The organism is Oxobacter pfennigii, assembly GCF_001317355.1.
Lineage (GTDB): Bacteria > Bacillota > Clostridia > Clostridiales > Oxobacteraceae > Oxobacter > Oxobacter pfennigii.
On record NZ_LKET01000014.1, the window covers coordinates 81,661 to 100,840 of the forward strand.

The following is a 19,180-nucleotide window of genomic DNA, read 5'->3' on the forward strand; positions in this document are numbered from 1 at the left end:
TAAGGTATACGCCTTTTCTATTTCAGACTTTTCCCAAGTCGTGAATCCGGTGAGTTTAAGTTTACTAAGCTATCACATCAAGTTAACTTAGCACTCACCTACATGCTATCAACGGAAGCTTTAGATTTCCTTTAAAATAAGCAAAATTTTTGCCATACATAAAATTCTAAAGAAATTTAAAGAATTGTATTGTAACATTATTTTTGAGGTGATATTGTGAGACTATTACTGGTAGAAGACGAAAAGCGGCTCTCAGATGCCCTGGTATACATATTGAAGAAACATAAATACTTGGTTGACGCAGCCTATGACGGCGAAGATGGAGAAGATATGGCGTGTACGGAAATTTACGATCTTATAATATTGGACAGGATGCTGCCTAAAAAAGAAGGCATAGATATATTGAGGAATATCAGATCCCGGGGAATTAAAACTCCTGTACTTTTTCTGACTGCCAGAGATACCATAGAAAACAGGGTGGAAGGCCTGGATGCAGGAGCCGATGACTATTTGGTGAAGCCTTTTTCCACCGAAGAGCTTCTGGCAAGGGTGAGGGCTCTTTCAAGAAGACAGGGAGAGATATTGATGGACAAAAGCCTGCACATAGGGAATGTAACCCTTGATCCCTCTCACTGCGAAGCTTCAATCGGAGAAAAGATATCTATAAAGCTTACGCTAAAAGAATGCCAGCTTCTAGAGCTCTTAATGAAAAATAAAGGGCGGGTTATTACCAAAGAGCAAATACTTGACAGGGTGTGGGGATTTGATATAGATGCGAATTTTAATAATGTTGAAATATATGTTCATTATCTGAGAAAAAAATTGGATGACGGTGCTGCAACTATCCGTATTGCCACAATACGGGGAATAGGCTACAGCCTGGAGGAGAAAAGTAATGTTTGATAGGCTTAAGTTAAAGCTCACACTGGCAAATGTAGCCGTAGTTGTTTTAATCTTTATAATTGTCTTTACAGGTGTTTATATTACAATGTACAGATCTATAACCGGCCAATCAAACCAGCTCTTAAACATGTTGACTTACAACATTGTAAACGGGGGGGATCTTCAAGACCCTAAATTTTTGAGGCTCCTTGGAAACCAGGACTTTTTTATCGCCGATATATCAAATTCAGGAGAGATAACCGGTCTCAATAGCAGCCAGCTTATCCTGCCCTTAACAGACGAATATATTCATGAACTTGTTGGCAAAGCAATGATGCAGAACGGTAATAACAAGAATCTGCTTAAATTTTTTAGTATTACCGATCTTCCTGAAACCAGCCAAACAATTATTATAATGAAGCTCAGTACAATACAATCCAGTACAGGATATACTTATCTTACCGAGGTTTTAAAAAAGGCAGACAACAGCCTATCCATAATATTTATCAATGTTGATTATGAGACCAGCCTGTTGAGTTCGCTGCGATTTAATCTTGTTATAGTGGCACTGGTCGGCCTTTGCCTGGTATTCATAGGGAGCCTGTTCATGGCAGGCAAAGCTGTAAAACCCATTAAAGAAGCCTGGGAAAAACAGAAAAACTTCACTGCCGATGCCTCCCACGAGCTCAGGACACCTCTCTCAGTCATTCAGGCTAATCTGGAGCTTGTAATGGAAAATAAGTATGATACCGTTGAAAGCCAATATAAATGGCTGGAAAATATATATTGGGAAAGCAATCATATGACTAAACTGACCGGCGATTTGCTGCTTCTTGCCAGGGCTGATTCAGGTCAAAAGCTTTTGGAAATGGAAAACCTTTTATTAAGTTCATCAATTGAAGAAGCTGCAGCCCCTTTTGTGCCTGTTGCCCATGAAAAGAATATAAAGATGGACTTTTCAATTGAGCCAAATGTGACTTTTTTTGGTGATGAATTAAGGTTAAAGCAGCTGGCAGTTATTTTAATAGACAATGCAGTTAAATATACACCTTCAGGAGGCAGCATATCCCTTGGACTCAAAAATAACAGGGACAACATAGAAATAACTGTTTCAGATACCGGAGAAGGTATAGATAAAGAACACCTTGATAAAATATTCGAGCGCTTCTACCGGGTTGATAAAGCAAGGAATAGCGAAAATGGAGGCACCGGCCTCGGGCTTTCAATTGCATGCTGGATAGTAAAAGAGCATCATGGTACAATTAGTGTCAACAGTGCATTAGGGAAGGGCACAACATTTAACGTTATGCTTCCCAAAAATATTAAATAGTATTAGAATATGTTCTGTCCTGTTTCCTTATCAAATATATGGACCATTGACATATCAAAACTTAAGCTTATGACATCTCCGGGCTTTGCTTTGGACTGTGCACCCACCCTGGCAGTCAGCTCCACACCGGATATATTGAGGTACAGATATGTCTCAGAGCCTATAAGTTCCGTTACATCAACCCCGGCATTAATTATACATTCCGGATGCCCGTTCAGGAATATTTCATCATCATAAAGGTCCTCAGGCCTTATTCCTATCACTATATCCTTTCCCACATAACCTTTTTCCTTAACAACCTGGGCCCTGTCATGGGACAGTGGAAGTATGAACCCCTTGAATTCTATAAATACCCTTCCGACTTTTTCCATGGCTCTTGACTCAATAAAGTTCATCTGGGGACTGCCTATAAACCCGGCAACAAAAATATTAACCGGATAATTATATATAAACTGGGGGCTGCCAACCTGCTGCACCAATCCGTCTTTCATAACGACTATCCTTGTACCCATAGTCATGGCCTCTGTCTGATCATGGGTAACATATACGAAGGTTGTGGCCAGCCTTTTATGAAGCTTTGAAATTTCAGTCCTCATCTGAACTCTCAATTTTGCGTCAAGATTTGAAAGAGGCTCATCCATTAAAAATACCTTAGGCTCTCTTACTATGGCACGGCCAATGGCGACCCTCTGTCTCTGGCCGCCTGATAATGCCTTTGGTTTTCTGTCCATCAAATGCTCAATATCCAATATCTTTGCGGCATCTTTTACCCTCCTGTCTATTTCTGCTTTTGATATCTTCCTCAATTTCAGGCCAAATGACATATTGTCATAAACGGACATATGAGGGTACAGTGCATAGTTCTGAAAGACCATGGCTATATCCCTGTCTTTGGGTGCTACATCATTAACCAGCCTGTCACCTATTAAAAGTTCTCCTGAAGTTATTTCCTCAAGACCTGCAATCATTCTAAGGGTAGTGGTCTTTCCGCATCCGGACGGACCTACCAGTATGATAAATTCCTTATCCTCTATTTCAAGATTGAAATCCTTTACTGCGGTAACATTACCTGCATATGTTTTATAAATATGCTTCAGGGATAAATTTGCCATAATGCCCCTTCCTTTCATAAATACATTTTCTGCATTAATGTTAACAGCAGAATCTTTAAATTTCCTTTAAATAAAAATACACCTGCTAAAGCAGGTGCATAATTAAAAATAGTATTTATGATATTAAATTGATAAAAGACAAAATAAAGTCTAAAACTTATGTATTTATATTTATGCCAGGCTATTGTCGGCGCTATAACTGTATTTTATGTCTCTGCGACTAATTTACCTAAATCTTTTAAATCATATCCGCCTATTCCTTCAAGCTCTGTTTTGAATTCTCTGGAACGGATTATTTCAAGTACTGTTTTAAAAGGGGCCTTTTCAATATCCTCTTTTTTTATTATCATGTCATATCTTTCCGTCTGCAGAGGTATAAAATCAATGCCTTTTACCTGCAGTCCCGACTTTTCGTTGCCAATACCTATATCTGCACCTCCCCGGGCAACGGTACTGGCAATGGCAAGATGGGATGTGCTTTCACGGTCATATCCTTTAATATTTCGCCCTGAAATTCCAAGCTTTCTTAAATGCTCATCCAACAAAACTCTTGTCCCGCTTCCTTTTTCACGGTTAATTATGGTTATATCATTTCTTTTTAAATCTTCCCAGCCTTTTATCCCTTTAGGATTGCCCTTTGTAACGTAGAAACCCTGAAGGCGGCCGGCAAGATGTATTATTACTGCCGGAACCCCTGGAATCATTCTTTTTACGTACGGTACATTATACTCCCCTGTATCACCATCCCACAGGTGAGCTGTGGCTATTTGAACATTTCCCTGATACAATTCATAAAGTCCGTTATAGCTTCCCACATAAGCTCGCAAGGCCTGGATACCGTGAGGATGCATTTGAAGATAACGTGATAAAATATCTAACATAACATCCTGTCCGCATATTACAAAACCTCCGCTCCTTATAAATTCTTCAGTTATTAATGAACCGGCTCCACTTCGTTCATTAAAATTACCCAGATGGCTGTCGCTTTTTATACTTTTTGTCCTGTTCTTATATTCCTCTACATCTTTTACATCTACTCTTACCTTTTTACCTACCCTGTAGGCATTTAGTTCTCCTCGCTTAATTAGCTCATAAACAGTGTTCTTCGCAATTTTCAATATATCTGCTACTTCTTGTGGGGTTAAAGCAGAATTCTCATCCATAATGTTCCTCCTTATATGTTCGGGACACTCCTTCTTTCTTTAAAAGGAAAACTTTCAGAAAGTCAAGGCAATGTCCTCAGCTTAAATCCTCGTAATTTTAGAAAATCCTATTAAACTAAATAGTTAACAATTTATCATATTTTAAATTATACTCAGTTTGTACTAAATAAAATTTCAGTTTATATCATACTTACTGTAAAGATACAAAAACTAATACAACAATGCATAATATAACAATACAATATACTACACATTATAATTGTATTATATCTTTTTAACTTAATTATGGCAAATAAATAAAAAAACTAAAAGATTGTTTGCTGCATGTTGATTTTTATTTCTCAAACATTTATAATAAAACAAGATATAACATGACAAAAACAAACGTATATAATTAATTATTATCATGTTATATGTAGTTTTAGTCGTGACATAGTATTAAAATTTAAATTTTAGGAGGAACATCATGAAAAACTTAAAAAAGATAGTGTTATCGCTTGTAACTATCGCTCTTTTGGTGTTAATGGTTGCCTGCGGCCAATCAGGTAATCAGCATGCAGCAACACCTATCCCTACTGTAACGCCTGAACCTACACAGGCTGCAGAACCTGTTAATTTGACAGTATCAGCGGCTGCAAGCTTGACAGATGCCATGGAAGAAATAAAAGCTGCTTACATAAATGAGAATCCAAATGTCACTATTGATTATATTTTTGCTTCTTCCGGTTCATTGCAGCAGCAAATTGAAAACGGTGCCGAGGTTGATGTATTCTTATCTGCAGCAGTCAAGCAGATGGATGCTCTAAAAAACAAAGGATTGTTAATAGACGAGACACGTAAGGATTTTTTGGAAAACAAAGTGGTTCTCATAGTTCCGAAAAATTCCACAAGTGTTACCGGTTTCAAGGACTTAACTTCAGAAGCTGTTAAGCAAATAGGCTTGGGTGAACCAACAAGTGTTCCTGTAGGCCAGTATTCCGAAGAAATATTAAAAAATCTTAATCTTTTAGACTCAATCAAGTCCAAGGTTGTGTACGGCAAAGACGTAAGAGAAGTATTGACTTGGGTGGAAACTTCCAATGCCGATGCAGGAATGGTATATGAGACGGATGCTAAAATATCTGACAAAGTAAAAATCGTTGCCCATGCTCCCGAAGGATCTCATGTCCCTGTTTATTATCCGGCTGCTGTTATTAAGGCAAGTAAAAACGTTGACGCTGCCACAGATTTTGTTAATTTCCTGTACAGTGAAAAAGCTAAACCAATATTCGAAAAATACGGATTTGCATTTATGGTAAAATAATAAGCAATTGTTTGGAGTGAGCATAAAAATGGACTTTTCACCTCTATGGATTTCTATAAAAACCGCAGTTACTGCGACTATAATAACTTTCTTTCTCGGAATTGCCGCAGCATGGTTTGTGGCAGGATATAGGGGTAAATTAAAAGGCGTTATTGACGGTATACTTACATTGCCAATGGTGCTTCCGCCTACAGTAATGGGATTTTGCCTTCTGGTTTTTTTCGGAAGAAATGGTCCCGTTGGAAACTTCCTTTATTCTTTAGGCATCCAGATTATTTTCTCTTGGTCAGCTACTGTTATTGCGGCTTCAGTTGTGGCATTCCCTCTGATGTATAAAACAGCCCGGGGAGCATTTGAGCAAGTAGACAGAAATTTGATTTATGCGGCAAGAACTCTTGGTGTATCCGAGTGGAAAATATTCTGGAGGGTAACTGTTCCTATAGCATGGCCCGGCATAGCAGCCGGTGCCGTGCTTTCCTTTGCAAGATCCTTAGGGGAATTTGGCGCCACACTTATGATTGCAGGTAATGTCCCTCGTAAGACTCAAACCATACCTATGGCAATTTTCTTTGCCGCAGAAGGCGGCCAAATGGAAAAGGCATATTTATGGGTAATTTTGATTTTCTTAATCTCTCTTGTTGTCATGACACTTATGAATTATTGGACAGAATACCAGAGAAGAATGTTAACTAACATGGGGAGGAAATAGCATGGATTTGTATGTGGACATAAGAAAAAAACTCCCGGGCTTTACTCTGGATGTCAAATTTGAATCAGGTTCAGCCGCCTTAGGCTTGCTTGGAGCTTCCGGTTCAGGAAAAAGCATGACCTTAAGATGTATAGCAGGCTTGGAAAAGCCCGACAGCGGCAAAATTATATTAAATGGCCGCGTTTTGTTTGATTCTGAAAAAGGAATAAACATACCCAGCAGAAAACGTAAGATAGGAATTTTGTTTCAAAATTATGCACTGTTTCCTAATATGACAGTGGAAGAAAATATAGGATTTGCACTGGAAAATCTGGACAAGACAAAACGCAACGAAACAATTGGTAAAAATATAGAAATGATAAGGCTTCAAGGATTGGAAAAAAGATATCCCTTTCAATTATCCGGCGGACAGCAGCAAAGAGTAGCCTTAGCGCGCGCGCTTGCCATCGAGCCGGAAGCACTGCTCTTAGATGAGCCCTTTTCGGCTTTGGATGACCATTTAAGAAACCATATGGTCAAACAATTAATGGACACATTAAATGATTATCACGGTGTCACCCTTTTTGTGACGCATAACATGGAGGAAGCCTACAGGATATGTAAAAATCTCGTTATTTTGACCAACGGGAGTGTAGAAGCAAAAGGCGGAAAAGAAGAATTGTTCCAAACTCCTCCAACCTTTATATCTGCACAATTGACAGGATGTAAAAATATTTCTTCAGCAGGCTTTTCATCTCCCTATGAGGTAAATGCCCATGATTGGGGAATAACCATTAAAACTGACAGCTTGCTTACTCAAAATATAAAATATGTGGGCATACAGTCCCATTATATAAGATTAGCATGCGAAAATGACGAGGAAAACATATTTAGCTGCTGGCCCAGCTATATAAGTGAAGCACCCTTTAAAACCAATATATATTTATCTCTTAACAAAGAACCTTCTGACAGGGATGATTATCAGCTTCAATGGGAGATCTCCAGGGAAGAATGGATAAATATTAAAGAAAGAGCTCTGCCATGGAATATATATGTTGATCCTTTAAAACTTATAATTCTTGATAAATAATATTATATTTTATTTTGCACATTTAAAATTAACCCAGCTTAATTTTAAGGAGGGCAATTTTGTGTATAGATTACCGCTTTTTGCTTTGATTTATAATACTGACGATGAAATAGACCTTATAAGAGAAAAATTACATCAGGATAAAAGTAAACGTATGCGCATCAGATACCTTGTAATACTAAGTCATTTACATGGTCATCAGAATATTGACATAGCTATAACATTGGGGCTTTGCCCCCATACAGTTGGTACTTATATTCGCAAATATAAAAGAGGCGGCCTTGAAAATTTAGTTCCGGCTCCTATTCCCGGTGCACCACGAATGCTTACTAAAGATCAGGAAAGACAAATTATTGAACTGCTTACCACAAAAACCCCAAAAGAAGCCGGTTTTCCTCATAAAAAGAATTGGAATTCCCTTCTTGTAATGGAATGGATAAAAAATAATTTTGGTATAAAGTACAGTCATAGCGGTATGGTATATGCTTTAGGCAGGCTGAGCATTAAATTTTCAAAATCAAAATCCCTGTGTACAGACTCTGGTATATTTATTAAACAATCTGAAAAAATAGCGAACTAATTTATAAAATATAAATTTTTATATAAATTAAACAGCAGGAATAATTATTTTATTACATTTAAAACCGCCATATACGGCTTCGTATATGGCGGTTTTAAATGTATATCTGAATAATCGGACAATATTAAATTCAGTTAAAGAATAGCGGGAATCAGTCAAAAAGACTGACCTGCTTATATTCCAATACTTGTTTTTGTTCAAAAGCATTCTCCCGTATAAGCTGTTCTTCAGATATATCGGCAATAAAGGGAGATGGCTTGCTGGACGTCAAAAGTATAAGCTCATCCCGTGCTCTTGTCATAGCCACATAGAAAAGTCGTCTCTCTTCTTCAGTATCAAAGCCATGGCTGATGTTTCTTAAGGGAATCATACCGTCGTTTACACCGGTTATGAACACTATTGGAAATTCAAGGCCTTTTGACCCGTGGATAGTCATCAGCGAAACCGCATCCTGAGAATAAACCTTGCTGCCGCTTCGGACAATATCACTTTCACGGCCCAGCACAAGATTTTGAATAAAAGAAGACATTTCACTATGCATAATGGCTGTATTTAAAAGCATTTCCATGGACTTTACACCTGACAGGCTGTTGTCACTAATCCAGGATTCTATTATCTTATATGGCTTTTCTTTGCTGATGACAGATTGATATTTTTTCAGCATTTCTATAAAATTTACAGGCTGACCCTGTTTATACAGCGGCAGCTGAACCCCTTCCATGACCCTTATAAGAGATGCTATGCTTTTTTCGCTCAAAGCGTAATCTTCCATAAGCTTTCGGTTAAAGTCTTCTGAATATATGTTTTCTGCTTTAAGGTATAGTAATAATGAAGCCATATCTTCGGGGTTAAGCAAAAATTTGAAAAAAGTAATGGCCTCACGGACTGGTTTTTCCGAAAGAAACTCGTCCCGCCCGACAACCACATATTGTATACCCTCTTTTATAAAGCACTGCTCCAGAATTTCTGCCTGCCGGTTGGTACGGTATAGTACAGCAATATCCGAAAATCCTTTTATATGTTTTTCAGCATTTCTTTTCCCGTGATGCGCCAATATCGCATGTGCATCAATCATATCTATGCCGCCAATAATGCGGTTTATTTCCTTTGTAATAAACAGCGCTTCCGAAAATCCGTCCCGTGCTTCTATAAGTCGTATTTTACTGCCGCTTTCTCTTTTTGCATCAAGAGAGCGGTCATCGGCCCCTTCTGCTTTCTTTGCAATTACCGATTTCGCTGAAGCCACTATCTCCGGGGTCGATCGGTAATTCTTAGTCAACCGGACCTGCCGGATATCAGGAAAATCATTTTTAAACCTTTCAAAATAGCGGAAATCCGAGCCTCTGAAACCGTAAATCGACTGGTCGGGGTCGCCTATAATGAATATGTTCTTACATTTTCTGCCCCACTCTTTTATCAAGCGGTATTGTATTTCGTTAATATCTTGAAACTCATCTACCAGCAGATATGAAAAAGAACTCTCAAGCCCCTTGTCTAATATATCTTCCGTATTTCTATTTTCAAATTCCTGAAGCACTTCAAGGAGTATATCATCATAATCCATTACGCCATAACCCTTAAGCTGAGAGCGGTACAAGTCGTATAAGGCATCAATATCTGATTTTTTATTGTCTCCCTCCCCAGATGTGCCGTTCTTAAGGAGCGATATTTCTCTTAAGGCCTCCCGGGGAGAAATCTTCAATTTCATGTCCTTTATTATTTCTTCAATTATTGAAAGGGCATTATATTCATCTATAATATTTATGCTATTCCTGCCCCGCTCTCTGGATAAAACTTGAAGGCATATGGAGTGGAATGTGCCTATTGTCATCGCGCCTGCTATCCTTTTGCTTTCAAACTGCTTCTCTAAGCGAAGGCGCATCTCTTTTGCAGCTTTGTTGGTAAAAGTAACGGCAGTTATCTGTGACGGGAGTACACCGCATTTTTCAACAAGATATGAAATACGGGATACAAGTGTTTTTGTCTTTCCGGTCCCTGGTCCTGCGATTACGGCAATTGCAGGTTCAGAGGATGAGACAGCTTTCCACTGTTCTTCATTTAATCCATAAAGAATATCCGGTGAAACAATTTCTACCTCATCTTCACCATCCTCTGGAGGAAAGGTATCATCCAAAGCGGTCGCAACTTCCCCTTCACTGTCTAAAATCTTTATGTCTTCAATTGATTTCGGTAACGGCGCCTTTTTAATATATGTATTTATATCCTCAATAAAGCATAACTGGCCTGAAAGCATGTCTATTTCACTTTTATCTATTATTTTAATCTTTCCGTATTCCCCGTCAAATCCGGGTTGCACTTCGACCTTGCCGGCTCTTAACCTTCGTATCCCTTCAGCTATGCACACTCCTGACGCTGATTCAATATCTTTTAGAGGCGCCTCACGAAGTATATAAAGCTCCGTTCCAAGACTCTTAATCATGTCATCATACTGGTTCTTCACCTTAGCGCTGGTAACAGTGTAACCTATGGAGGATGCTATAACCTCATAAAGAGGCACAATGCTTTCAAAATGCTTTGCTCCCGCCGGTACAAACCCTTCTTCCCTGTCTGCAAGGGCTTCAACCCTGTGAAGCACTCCCACTGTAATTCTGCCGCCGCATACGGGGCATATACCTCCCGCTGCTTTTGTATCCGAAGGTTTGCAGCATACATTGCATGCCCTATGCCCGTCATAGTGGTATTTGCCTTCCTCCGGAAAAAACTCTATTGTACCGTAAAATTCTTTTGTACTGCGGTTTTTTAGTGCCTTTAACATACACTGATAAGACATATCGGTATCAAAAATACTTGCCTCTCTTGCCAGGTTTTTAGGAGAATGGGCATCAGAATTGGAAACCATGGTGAAGTTATCCAGGGAAGAAAGGCGCCAATTCATTGGAGGGTCTGAGGAAAGGCCTGTTTCCAGCGCATATATATATCCGGTGAGGTCTTCAAAGCACTCTGTAATGTCATCAAAGCCTGAATATGCACCATATAGAGAAAAGTGGGGAGTCCATATATGTGCAGGTATGAATATGGCATCCTGGCATATATCAAGTACTATCTCAAGCAAATCCCGGCTGTCAAGGCCCAATATAGGCCTGCCGTCAGAGTGCAAATTTCCTATGGCTTCAAGCTTGTGAGATATTAATTCAGCATGTTCTAAGCTTGGCAGGAGCACAACATTGTGAACCTTTCTTACCCTTCCGTTCTTTTTGTATATGGAACTAATTTCACCAGAAACAATAAACTGAGGTTTAAAGCCCGGCCCTGCAATTTTATCATCTTTACGGAATTGATCTTTCAGGACATAAAGCCCATCTCCTGTGGGTACAAACTTCTCCTTTAATTCCTCCCGCCAGGCCGGATGAGTGAAATCACCCGTACCGATGACGTCTATTCCCTTTCGCCGTGCCCAGAATTCAAGTATTTCAGGCACGCAGTCCTTGCTCGTAGCTCTTGAATATTTTGAATGTATATGAAAATCAGCAATAAACATAATAATGCACCCGTTTTTTTAAAAATTTTATATTTAAACATACTGCGTATATTATATCATGAAAATTATTGCATAATTTTCATATCGAATGAATTCTTTTGGAATTCATTATATCATAAAAAGAAAATACTGCCTGGGTTTTATGCTTACTATGCTATAAAATGATGAAAAGCTTAAGCTAACGAAATAGTAAAAAAGCTTAGTTAAACTAAGCTTTTTAATTTAGTATCTTCTATGTTGTTTTTCAACGCTCTTCTTTCTTTACCGACTATTCGGGATAGTACGATACTAGCTTCAAATAATAAAAGCATAGGCCCGGATAATAAAAGCTGTGAAATAACATCCGGCGGTGTTATTATAGCTGCCACAATAAATATGGCGAGAATTACGATTTTTCTGTTTTTCTTAAGCATTGCATCATTTATTATGCCAAATTTAGTCAAAGCCACAGACAATATTGGCATTTCGAATACCGCCCCAAAGGCCAACAGTATGGAGCCTATAAAACCTATATAATTCTCAAAGGAAATCATCGGCTTTATAGAATCTATTGTGATGTTCATAAAAAATTTTATAGTCACAGGAAGCACTGCCTTATAAGCAAATGTCACACCCAGAGCAAAGAATACAAAACCTCCCAGAATTGAAAGCAACACATATCGTTTCTCCCTTCCTGTCAATCCGGGCTTTACAAACAGCCACACCTGCATGAGTATCACAGGCATAGAGAGAGTAATACCTATAACAATAGATAATTTTATATAGGCCATAAAAAGCTCCGGGGGAGATAAGTATATAAACTCCAGTTGACTGCCTATCTTCAGTAGCTCATTTACAAAGAACTCAATATAATAATAGCTTAAAGAGCTTAATGCAATTATGGCAATGGCAATTACGACAAACCTTTTTCTTAGTTCAGCCAAATGTCCAACCAATGTGAGCTTTTTATCATTCACTCTTTTCAACCCCTAGTTTTTACTGGTTTCACTTTCTTTAACAACTTCAGAAGTTTTGTTGGTATCAACATCCACTTCCAAGTCTTTTGTAACCTTGTTAGCGCTGCTCTTGAATTCATTTATGGCTTTACCTAAAGATTGACCTATCTGCGGCAATTTAGCCGGTCCAAATATAACAAGAGCAATCGCAAGTATCAATATTAATTCTCCAGCACCTAATCTTCCAAACATAGTAATAGCCTCCTTATAATTTGTTTATTTTTAATATAAAATTTATTAGCACTTACCGAAATGACAGTTAGGGAAAAGACATACCTTACAGTTTAAGCATTGTCCGCCATATCCCAATCTTGTGATTTCACGCCTTATAACCTTCTCACCTGCCATAACCCTGGGCAGTAAAAGATCAAAAGCAGTAGTAGCATTAAACATGACGCATCCCGGAAGTCCAAAAACAGGTACATCATCAAGATATGCGAAAAGCAGCATAGCACCCGGCAAAATGGGAGTACCGTATGAAACTATATTAGCCCCCGTCGATTTAATGGCTCCCGGCGTCTTATCGTCGGGATCTACAGACATACCTCCGGTAACTATTATAAGTTCAGCACCCTTGCTCTTGAAATCCAGAACCGCACTTTTAATTGCTTCCAAGTCATCCGGCAATATGGTTCTTAAAGATACTTCATTTCCAAACTGAGCAAGTTTTTTCTCTATAACAGGCCCGAACTTATCTTCTATCCTTCCTTTATATACTTCGCTGCCTGTTACAATTAAAGCTGTTCTAAGAGTTCTAAAAGGCTTGACTTCAAATACCGGTCCTTTATTCTTTAGAATTTGCTCCACAGCCTGTATTTTTTCCTTTTTTATAACCAGGGGAATAACTCTGCATCCGCCTATCAATACCTCTTCATCGATTATTCTATCCCCTTGAATGGTGGCAATACAGATATCCTCTATATCGTTTATGTCATCCAGCAAATCTCTGTTTACCTTTAGCAAACCTTTTTGTTCAGCTACTATATTAACTTTCCCTTCTTTTGTTCCCGTAAAATATACTCCCTTTCCGCAAATGAGATTGCCCAAAGCTACTGCAGCCTCATCTTCGTGGAGTTCATCTTCCTTTAATTCAAATATATATAAATGCTCCTTGCCAATCCTTAACAGCCTTTCAATATCCTCTTGTTTAATAACATGCCCTTTTTTAAAAGCTGCTCCCTTAAATTCTCCCGGGACTATCTCGGTAATATCGTGCCCTAGGACCATTCCAACAGCCTTTTCCGTTTCGACAACCTTCATATTTTCACCTCAGTCAAATAGTTTTATTTATATTTACCATAGGCCTCAAAATTAACTTACTGCATAGCAGCAATTTTTTCTCTTAATGCTGCTTTTTTCTTGCAGACGGAACACTGTTTTTCATCCTCATTGCGTGGAACAAATTCCTTATTACACGAAATGCAAGCAGACAAATTCATTTCTTTTTTCAAACTATAAATGCTTATATCATTCATTGGTACCTTTCCGGCACTTATTGATTTCGCAGGGCAAATTGCTTCACAAATACCGCAGCTGTAACACTTGCCGGCATTATGATAAATCTTAAGTTTATTTTCTTCTTCGATAATTTTCCAGGCTCCTTCAGGACATGAAGCTTGGCATTTTCCGCAGCCAACACAGCTGCCGTCCACATCAAAAGAGCCAAAGAGCACGGCATCATCACAAGCTGCTTGTGCTATCGTATCTTTTTCATTTTCCAAAGCTTTTAATAGAACTTTTCTTATGGATAAAAAATCGTGTTTATCACTGACGATAATATCTACGGCTTGTATAGCCACATTGCTGGATTCTTTTCCTATAAAGGAAAACAATTCTCTTCTCGATACAATTGTTTCAGGTAATTCTTTTAATTCATTCTCATTGGCAATCATTTTATATTTGGGTTTTAGGCCCATCAATTTTACAAACCCAGCTGCTTTATTGAGGGAGGATAAAATCAGTAACTCTTTATTACAGTTGACTTTGCAGTTTTTACAATCGCTGATTATAAAATTAAAGACTTTGTCTTTGCATAAAATAAACAGAGCGGCCAGCAGTTCCGGATGCATTGCATTTAAACAGCTTATTTTCAATGTGCCTGGAATATTTGACTTGGAACAATAAAATACTATATTTTCCTTTTCCCTGATGGTACGTAAAATATTCTCCTCACCTAACCCTTTCAACAGTATCGCTTGTGTTGGGCAAGCAGCTTTGCAGACACCGCATTTATTGCATAGCTTCTCATCAAAGCTGACATTATCTTGAGTGAGCTTTACGGCCTTTTCCGAGCATACATTTAAGCATTTACTGCAGCTATTTAATGACTTGTTTATATGAATGCATCTCTCCTTTTGTATCTCGGGGTAACTTTCTTCCAAGAATTTTTCAATTAAAAAGTCCATTATCATAATAATCTCCCCCTCAATACAATTATAAAACTTATATGGTTTCGAAAGCTATATTATTTGATTAAATATGATTAATTTCCTTTGCTGTGTTTATATATAGAAGGGTTAGGGCTTAAAAGCCTTTAGCCCTCCTACATCAAACACATTTAAAATAATAATTATGGGAGCAATTTGAGTGATTCCAACTGATCAGCTACATCCTTCATTCCTAATCTCTCAAGAGTAGCTCTTGTGGGTGCCCCAGTCTTTTCGTCCCAGCCATATTCTTTGTAAAGCATTGTAATAGCTGTTTCCATGTCTTTCCTATCTAGCTTTACAGTTCCCGGAGTATAAGCTTTCTTATCAGGATCTGCATCGAATACCCAATCAGGAATGACATCATGTTCTTTGCGTAAGTTTACAGTCCCCATCCTCTTTATAGTTTCACATCTTGCAAGAGTGGTTATTCTTTCACCTGCAAGGTCAAGTTCTGCCTCAGTAGTTTCTATCCCCGTAGCAAGTGAGAAGAATTTGGCTTCAATCGCTGTATCTCCTCTGTAGTTTCTTGATTTTGAAGGGGAAACAGTCATAGGCCATGTATAGTTGCATACTGTAATTGAGTCATGAAGATAGTTTCTGTCCATTGACCATTTTGCAAATTTTGCTTTGTATATATTCATCGGTGTATAATCATTAGGTTTATCCAAGGCGTCAGGTGAACCCCAAACTTCGCCGGCAACTTCTTTCAGGACTTCTATGGGAAGACCTGCGCCTATGAAGTTCATATGGGTATGTGAGTTTGCATCCCTGTTCTTAAATATCTGAATGAGGGTTCCGACATGAGAACCTGCTTCATTACTGTGATGTTTTGGGAATGCCATTTTTGACCAGATGTTGTTACCCTTGTATGCCCAATAATCTTTACCTAAGTTCCATGCTTTATCCAGCCAGTATGGGCCGTCAGCCACATGATAGAATTCACCCTGCTTTAATGCTATTCTCTTATAGAATTCCAAAAGGAAGGCAGGATCACCTTTTTCCAACAGATCCCACGGAATGCTGTCATATTCTTCTTTCGGAAGTTTTTCTTTTAAAATACCGTGCTCATAGACATATTTAAAGTCTCTTCCTAATTGAGCATAATTGCTCCAGATACCATAATCGTCTGCCAGCCTTGAACCCAAGCATTTAGTTATGAATGCGTCCATGCCCTTTGAGTCTCCGTCTGCAGTACCCTTAATCATTATGCTAAGAGGTGACGAGTAGTTGATGCACGTACTTGTAGCATAGCCTGACAAGCCGTATTTTTCAAGCTCAGGAACCAACATATCGGAATGGCAGCGGATTGGGCAGGAATGACATCCATCCATTCTTATTGTTCTCTCCTCAGCTACAGGTCCTAAATCAAAGAAACCTTTTTGAGTACGAAGACCTACCCAGTTTGTATTTCCGGGAGGGCACTCCCCTGTTTCCACCGGAGGCTCCGCAGCTCCCCAGAACAAATCTTTTTGACCAGTCCAACGTGATCCGGGATCACTATATTCAGCCCAGGGCTGTGGTGTACTTGGAACGACATGCTGGTTGTTGGCGCCTACGATTTCTTTCATGAAATAATCATTAAGTTTTAGCCAATCTTCTGCTTTACCGTCAGCTATTGGAACTGCCTTTGTACCTTTGATTCCGATAGCTTTAAGCTTTTTAGAACCTAGTACGGCACCGTGTCCGCCGGCAGAATGGCTGTTTGAATTAACTATTGATGATAAATTAATTAAATTCTCACCTGCTTGTCCAATGGATGCAACACAAGCTTCTTTTCCCATTATTTTAGCTATTTCTGCTGATGTATCACGGGTTCCCTTGCCCCAAAGCCCTGAAGCATCTTCTATAGTGACCTTGTCATCTTCTATACGGAGCCAAACAGGAGACTTTGATGCTCCTTCTATTACTATGGCATCATATCCCGCAAATTTCATCCAGGGCCCAAAATTTCCTCCCATGTGGCTGTCTGTGGCTGCATGATAAGGATTTGTAGGTGATAGTGAAACTATATTTGTTCTTCCGCTGCTTGGTACACCGGTTCCTGTAAAGGGTCCTACAGCTATAATCAGTTTATTTGCTTCGTCCAAAGCCTTTGTTCCTGCCGGAACTTCATCAAATAAAATCTTGTGACCAAAGCCTGAGCCCCCTATAAAATCTTTATATTTCATAGAGTCCTGGGTTGAAATACTTCCAGTGCTTAAATTTACTCTCAATAATTTACCAGTCCATCCGGTAATTTTAGCCATTGTTTTTCCTCCTATCTATAATCAATCTAATTATTAATTTAATCATTCACATTACCAGAATTAGTTTCTATTTATAGCCCTTAGGAAAGCTTGTATCCTTTTTTCTCAAGCCTTACTGTCACTTCTTTCCAAGGCATCATCTGTAATGCTCCTGTAGGACAATGTTCTGCACATGTACCGCATAAAATGCATTTTCCGGATTTTTCAGTTTCAGGATCTACTGTAGGCATGTTCCATGGACATGCATGTTCACAGGTACGGCAGCCTATGCATTTTTCTGTGTCGACTGTCCATGTACCTGTAGTTTCGCTGTAAGCTATAGCCTTTGCAGGACACTGTGCCATGCATTGAGGATCTTTGCACTGTCTGCATGCATCCTGAGTCATTAAGAAATTACCGTAATCACCTTCGCCGGTGGCGTAGTCAGCAGCCATTGTTAAACCATAATTGTAGTTTCTTGCAACTTTTATCCTTGAAATATAAGAGCTTGCCTTTCCATTATTCTTAATGGAGCAAACCATTTCACATTTTTGACATCCAACGCATCTGTTCCTTTGAGCTATAAGTATTCCTTTTGGAGTTACAGTTACGGTAGCAGGAGTATCGGAACCTTCGCCGGACTTTCCGCATCCCAATAAATTGAGGACGGAGGCTGTAACAGCCATAGTGGTTATACCCTTTCCGCTGATCTTTAAAAATTCTCTTCTGGTTCTTAACTTTTCAATAAAACCTTGAATTTCCTTTTCTAACATGATGGCTCTCCCTTCTAAAATAAATTTGCTGTGAGGATTTTTTACTTTAGTATTGCTCTTTTATAATGTCTATCTCCAGTGTTTATTCAACCCCCTTTCAAAAGGTTCAATAAAGAATTTACATATTCGAATATAAAATTACATGCAAAATAAATATTCAATAAAGAATTTACATATAAAGGCACTAGATTACTTTAAAAGTTAGTGAAAAGTTAAACTTATCTATACATAATTGATGAAATACTCAGATATAATTCAAGTTGTATAAATCAATTTAAGCAAAAATGAGAAGTAAATTTATATTTAATTATTGATTTTATAAAAATGTTTTATAGTTCGTTAAATAACTAACTTAAATGGAGATAAAAAAATCTAAAAGCAATTGAATACAATCTACTTTTAAATTTATGGATTTTCACTCAGTCCAACCTCCAGCCATTCCGTCAATGAATCCGCATAAGCCTGGGACATATAATTCTCTGAAAAAAGATAAATCACATTGTTTGAAGCTCTGGATTCTTTAATATCCGCATACTCAGGCTTTGCCTTTATCTTAACTAAAATATCATCAACTATTTCCTTGGAAAGATTAAAGGGGCTTTTTAGAAATACTCTGGGATTGGTAGGCCTGGGATATGTCTTTGAATCGAATCTTACGGTATCGGCAATCAATTTGAACATGTCTTTTTCCTCTACCAAAACCATCATCTTTGCGTAGTTAATGACGATGAATTTATCGGAAAACAGATATATGGCTTGTGCACCTTTTATAGTGTATATATCCTTGAATTCTTCCCGAAGCTTAAGCTCATCTATAGTGGAAAACACCTCATCAACCTCTAAAGAGAAGGGTTCATCCAACAAGTCTTCTGCACTTGTTATTTTGCATTCTTCTGATCTGTCTCTTATGAATTCGCCAATGAGGGTAATCTTATCTTTTTCAACTTCTTCCGTATCTTCACTTTCAGCTACTTCAGCTTGTACTTCTTCAAGCTGTTCATCTATTTTATCTTCAGTTTGATTATTCGTTTCGCTACTTAAATTATTATTTGAATCAAATTCAATGCTCATTTTTACCCCCTCCTACTCTTTTAATGATGTATAGAAAACA

16 protein-coding genes are annotated in these 19,180 nt (G+C 38.3%); 6 read left to right on the top strand and 10 right to left on the bottom strand.

All coding sequences use genetic code 11. From position 1 onward, the window contains the following. Nucleotides 1-216: 216 nt before the first annotated feature. Nucleotides 217-903 (top strand): response regulator transcription factor, encoded by a 687-nt coding sequence (locus tag OXPF_RS01295; protein ID WP_054873405.1) that lies wholly within the window; start codon nucleotides 217-219, stop codon nucleotides 901-903. Next, on the top strand, nucleotides 896-2,212 hold the full coding sequence (locus OXPF_RS01300) for a sensor histidine kinase (RefSeq protein ID WP_054873406.1): 1,317 nt from the start codon (nucleotides 896-898) through the stop codon (nucleotides 2,210-2,212). The genes OXPF_RS01295 and OXPF_RS01300 overlap by 8 nt, the downstream gene beginning before the upstream one ends. 2 nt (nucleotides 2,213-2,214) lie before the next feature. Here the strand turns inward: OXPF_RS01300 and OXPF_RS01305 are convergent, their stop codons facing one another. Together OXPF_RS01305 and OXPF_RS01310 are read right to left on the bottom strand one after the other, a co-directional pair. Further along, on the bottom strand, nucleotides 2,215-3,324 hold the full coding sequence (locus OXPF_RS01305; RefSeq protein WP_054873407.1) for an ABC transporter ATP-binding protein: 1,110 nt from the start codon (nucleotides 3,322-3,324) through the stop codon (nucleotides 2,215-2,217). Between the two features lie 206 nt (nucleotides 3,325-3,530). After that, entirely contained in the window at nucleotides 3,531-4,487 is a 957-nt protein-coding gene (locus OXPF_RS01310; RefSeq protein ID WP_054873408.1) for a substrate-binding domain-containing protein, read from the bottom strand. Between the two features lie 466 nt (nucleotides 4,488-4,953). On the opposite strand from OXPF_RS01310, the gene modA reads away from it, so the two are divergent. The 4 genes from modA to OXPF_RS01330 all read left to right on the top strand — a co-directional run bounded on the left by modA (nucleotide 4,954) and on the right by OXPF_RS01330 (nucleotide 8,148). After that, nucleotides 4,954-5,790 (top strand): molybdate ABC transporter substrate-binding protein, encoded by an 837-nt coding sequence (gene modA, locus OXPF_RS01315; RefSeq protein ID WP_054873409.1) that lies wholly within the window; start codon nucleotides 4,954-4,956, stop codon nucleotides 5,788-5,790. 28 nt (nucleotides 5,791-5,818) lie between these two features. Then, nucleotides 5,819-6,499 (top strand): molybdate ABC transporter permease subunit, encoded by a 681-nt coding sequence (modB, locus tag OXPF_RS01320; RefSeq protein WP_054873410.1) that lies wholly within the window; start codon nucleotides 5,819-5,821, stop codon nucleotides 6,497-6,499. 1 nt (nucleotide 6,500) lies between these two features. Beyond that, nucleotides 6,501-7,568 (top strand): sulfate/molybdate ABC transporter ATP-binding protein, encoded by a 1,068-nt coding sequence (locus OXPF_RS01325; protein WP_054873411.1) that lies wholly within the window; start codon nucleotides 6,501-6,503, stop codon nucleotides 7,566-7,568. A gap of 61 nt (nucleotides 7,569-7,629) precedes the next feature. Beyond that, complete coding sequence (locus OXPF_RS01330) at nucleotides 7,630-8,148, top strand: helix-turn-helix domain-containing protein (RefSeq protein WP_054873412.1); 519 nt, start codon at nucleotides 7,630-7,632, stop codon at nucleotides 8,146-8,148. A 151-nt stretch (nucleotides 8,149-8,299) separates the two neighbouring features. Here the strand turns inward: OXPF_RS01330 and OXPF_RS01335 are convergent, their stop codons facing one another. The 8 genes from OXPF_RS01335 to OXPF_RS01370 all read right to left on the bottom strand — a co-directional run bounded on the left by OXPF_RS01335 (nucleotide 8,300) and on the right by OXPF_RS01370 (nucleotide 19,140). After that, a complete protein-coding gene (locus OXPF_RS01335) occupies nucleotides 8,300-11,647 on the bottom strand; it encodes a UvrD-helicase domain-containing protein (RefSeq protein ID WP_054873413.1) in 3,348 nt (1,115 codons plus the stop codon). Nucleotides 11,648-11,850: 203 nt separating this feature from the next. Beyond that, a complete protein-coding gene (tatC, locus tag OXPF_RS01340; protein WP_242854291.1) occupies nucleotides 11,851-12,603 on the bottom strand; it encodes a twin-arginine translocase subunit TatC in 753 nt (250 codons plus the stop codon). A 12-nt stretch (nucleotides 12,604-12,615) separates the two neighbouring features. Next, nucleotides 12,616-12,834 carry a twin-arginine translocase TatA/TatE family subunit gene (locus tag OXPF_RS01345; protein ID WP_054873415.1) on the bottom strand — a complete coding sequence of 73 codons (219 nt, stop codon included), beginning with the start codon at nucleotides 12,832-12,834 and terminating at the stop codon, nucleotides 12,616-12,618. 45 nt (nucleotides 12,835-12,879) lie between these two features. After that, a complete protein-coding gene (locus OXPF_RS01350; RefSeq protein WP_054873416.1) occupies nucleotides 12,880-13,902 on the bottom strand; it encodes a molybdopterin-binding protein in 1,023 nt (340 codons plus the stop codon). Between the two features lie 56 nt (nucleotides 13,903-13,958). Continuing rightward, a complete protein-coding gene (locus tag OXPF_RS01355) occupies nucleotides 13,959-15,053 on the bottom strand; it encodes an NADH-quinone oxidoreductase subunit I (protein WP_054873417.1) in 1,095 nt (364 codons plus the stop codon). A 158-nt stretch (nucleotides 15,054-15,211) separates the two neighbouring features. Next, nucleotides 15,212-17,317 (bottom strand): aldehyde ferredoxin oxidoreductase, encoded by a 2,106-nt coding sequence (locus OXPF_RS01360; protein WP_054873418.1) that lies wholly within the window; start codon nucleotides 17,315-17,317, stop codon nucleotides 15,212-15,214. An 80-nt stretch (nucleotides 17,318-17,397) separates the two neighbouring features. After that, nucleotides 17,398-18,069 carry a ferredoxin-like protein gene (locus OXPF_RS01365; protein ID WP_054873419.1) on the bottom strand — a complete coding sequence of 224 codons (672 nt, stop codon included), beginning with the start codon at nucleotides 18,067-18,069 and terminating at the stop codon, nucleotides 17,398-17,400. Between the two features lie 405 nt (nucleotides 18,070-18,474). Further along, entirely contained in the window at nucleotides 18,475-19,140 is a 666-nt protein-coding gene (locus OXPF_RS01370) for a YdhW family putative oxidoreductase system protein (RefSeq protein ID WP_054873420.1), read from the bottom strand. Between the last annotated feature and the right edge of the window lie 40 nt (nucleotides 19,141-19,180).

Coding starts and splice junctions, on each gene's coding strand:
- OXPF_RS01300 (WP_054873406.1), top strand. CDS start 896: ATGTTTGATAGGCTTAAGTTAAAGCTCACACTGGCAAATGTAGCCGTA.
- OXPF_RS01305 (WP_054873407.1), bottom strand. CDS start 3,324: ATGGCAAATTTATCCCTGAAGCATATTTATAAAACATATGCAGGTAAT.
- OXPF_RS01310 (WP_054873408.1), bottom strand. CDS start 4,487: ATGGATGAGAATTCTGCTTTAACCCCACAAGAAGTAGCAGATATATTG.
- modA (WP_054873409.1), top strand. CDS start 4,954: ATGAAAAACTTAAAAAAGATAGTGTTATCGCTTGTAACTATCGCTCTT.
- modB (WP_054873410.1), top strand. CDS start 5,819: ATGGACTTTTCACCTCTATGGATTTCTATAAAAACCGCAGTTACTGCG.
- OXPF_RS01325 (WP_054873411.1), top strand. CDS start 6,501: ATGGATTTGTATGTGGACATAAGAAAAAAACTCCCGGGCTTTACTCTG.
- OXPF_RS01335 (WP_054873413.1), bottom strand. CDS start 11,647: ATGTTTATTGCTGATTTTCATATACATTCAAAATATTCAAGAGCTACG.
- OXPF_RS01345 (WP_054873415.1), bottom strand. CDS start 12,834: ATGTTTGGAAGATTAGGTGCTGGAGAATTAATATTGATACTTGCGATT.
- OXPF_RS01350 (WP_054873416.1), bottom strand. CDS start 13,902: ATGAAGGTTGTCGAAACGGAAAAGGCTGTTGGAATGGTCCTAGGGCAC.
- OXPF_RS01355 (WP_054873417.1), bottom strand. CDS start 15,053: ATGATAATGGACTTTTTAATTGAAAAATTCTTGGAAGAAAGTTACCCC.
- OXPF_RS01360 (WP_054873418.1), bottom strand. CDS start 17,317: ATGGCTAAAATTACCGGATGGACTGGTAAATTATTGAGAGTAAATTTA.
- OXPF_RS01365 (WP_054873419.1), bottom strand. CDS start 18,069: ATGTTAGAAAAGGAAATTCAAGGTTTTATTGAAAAGTTAAGAACCAGA.
- OXPF_RS01370 (WP_054873420.1), bottom strand. CDS start 19,140: ATGAGCATTGAATTTGATTCAAATAATAATTTAAGTAGCGAAACGAAT.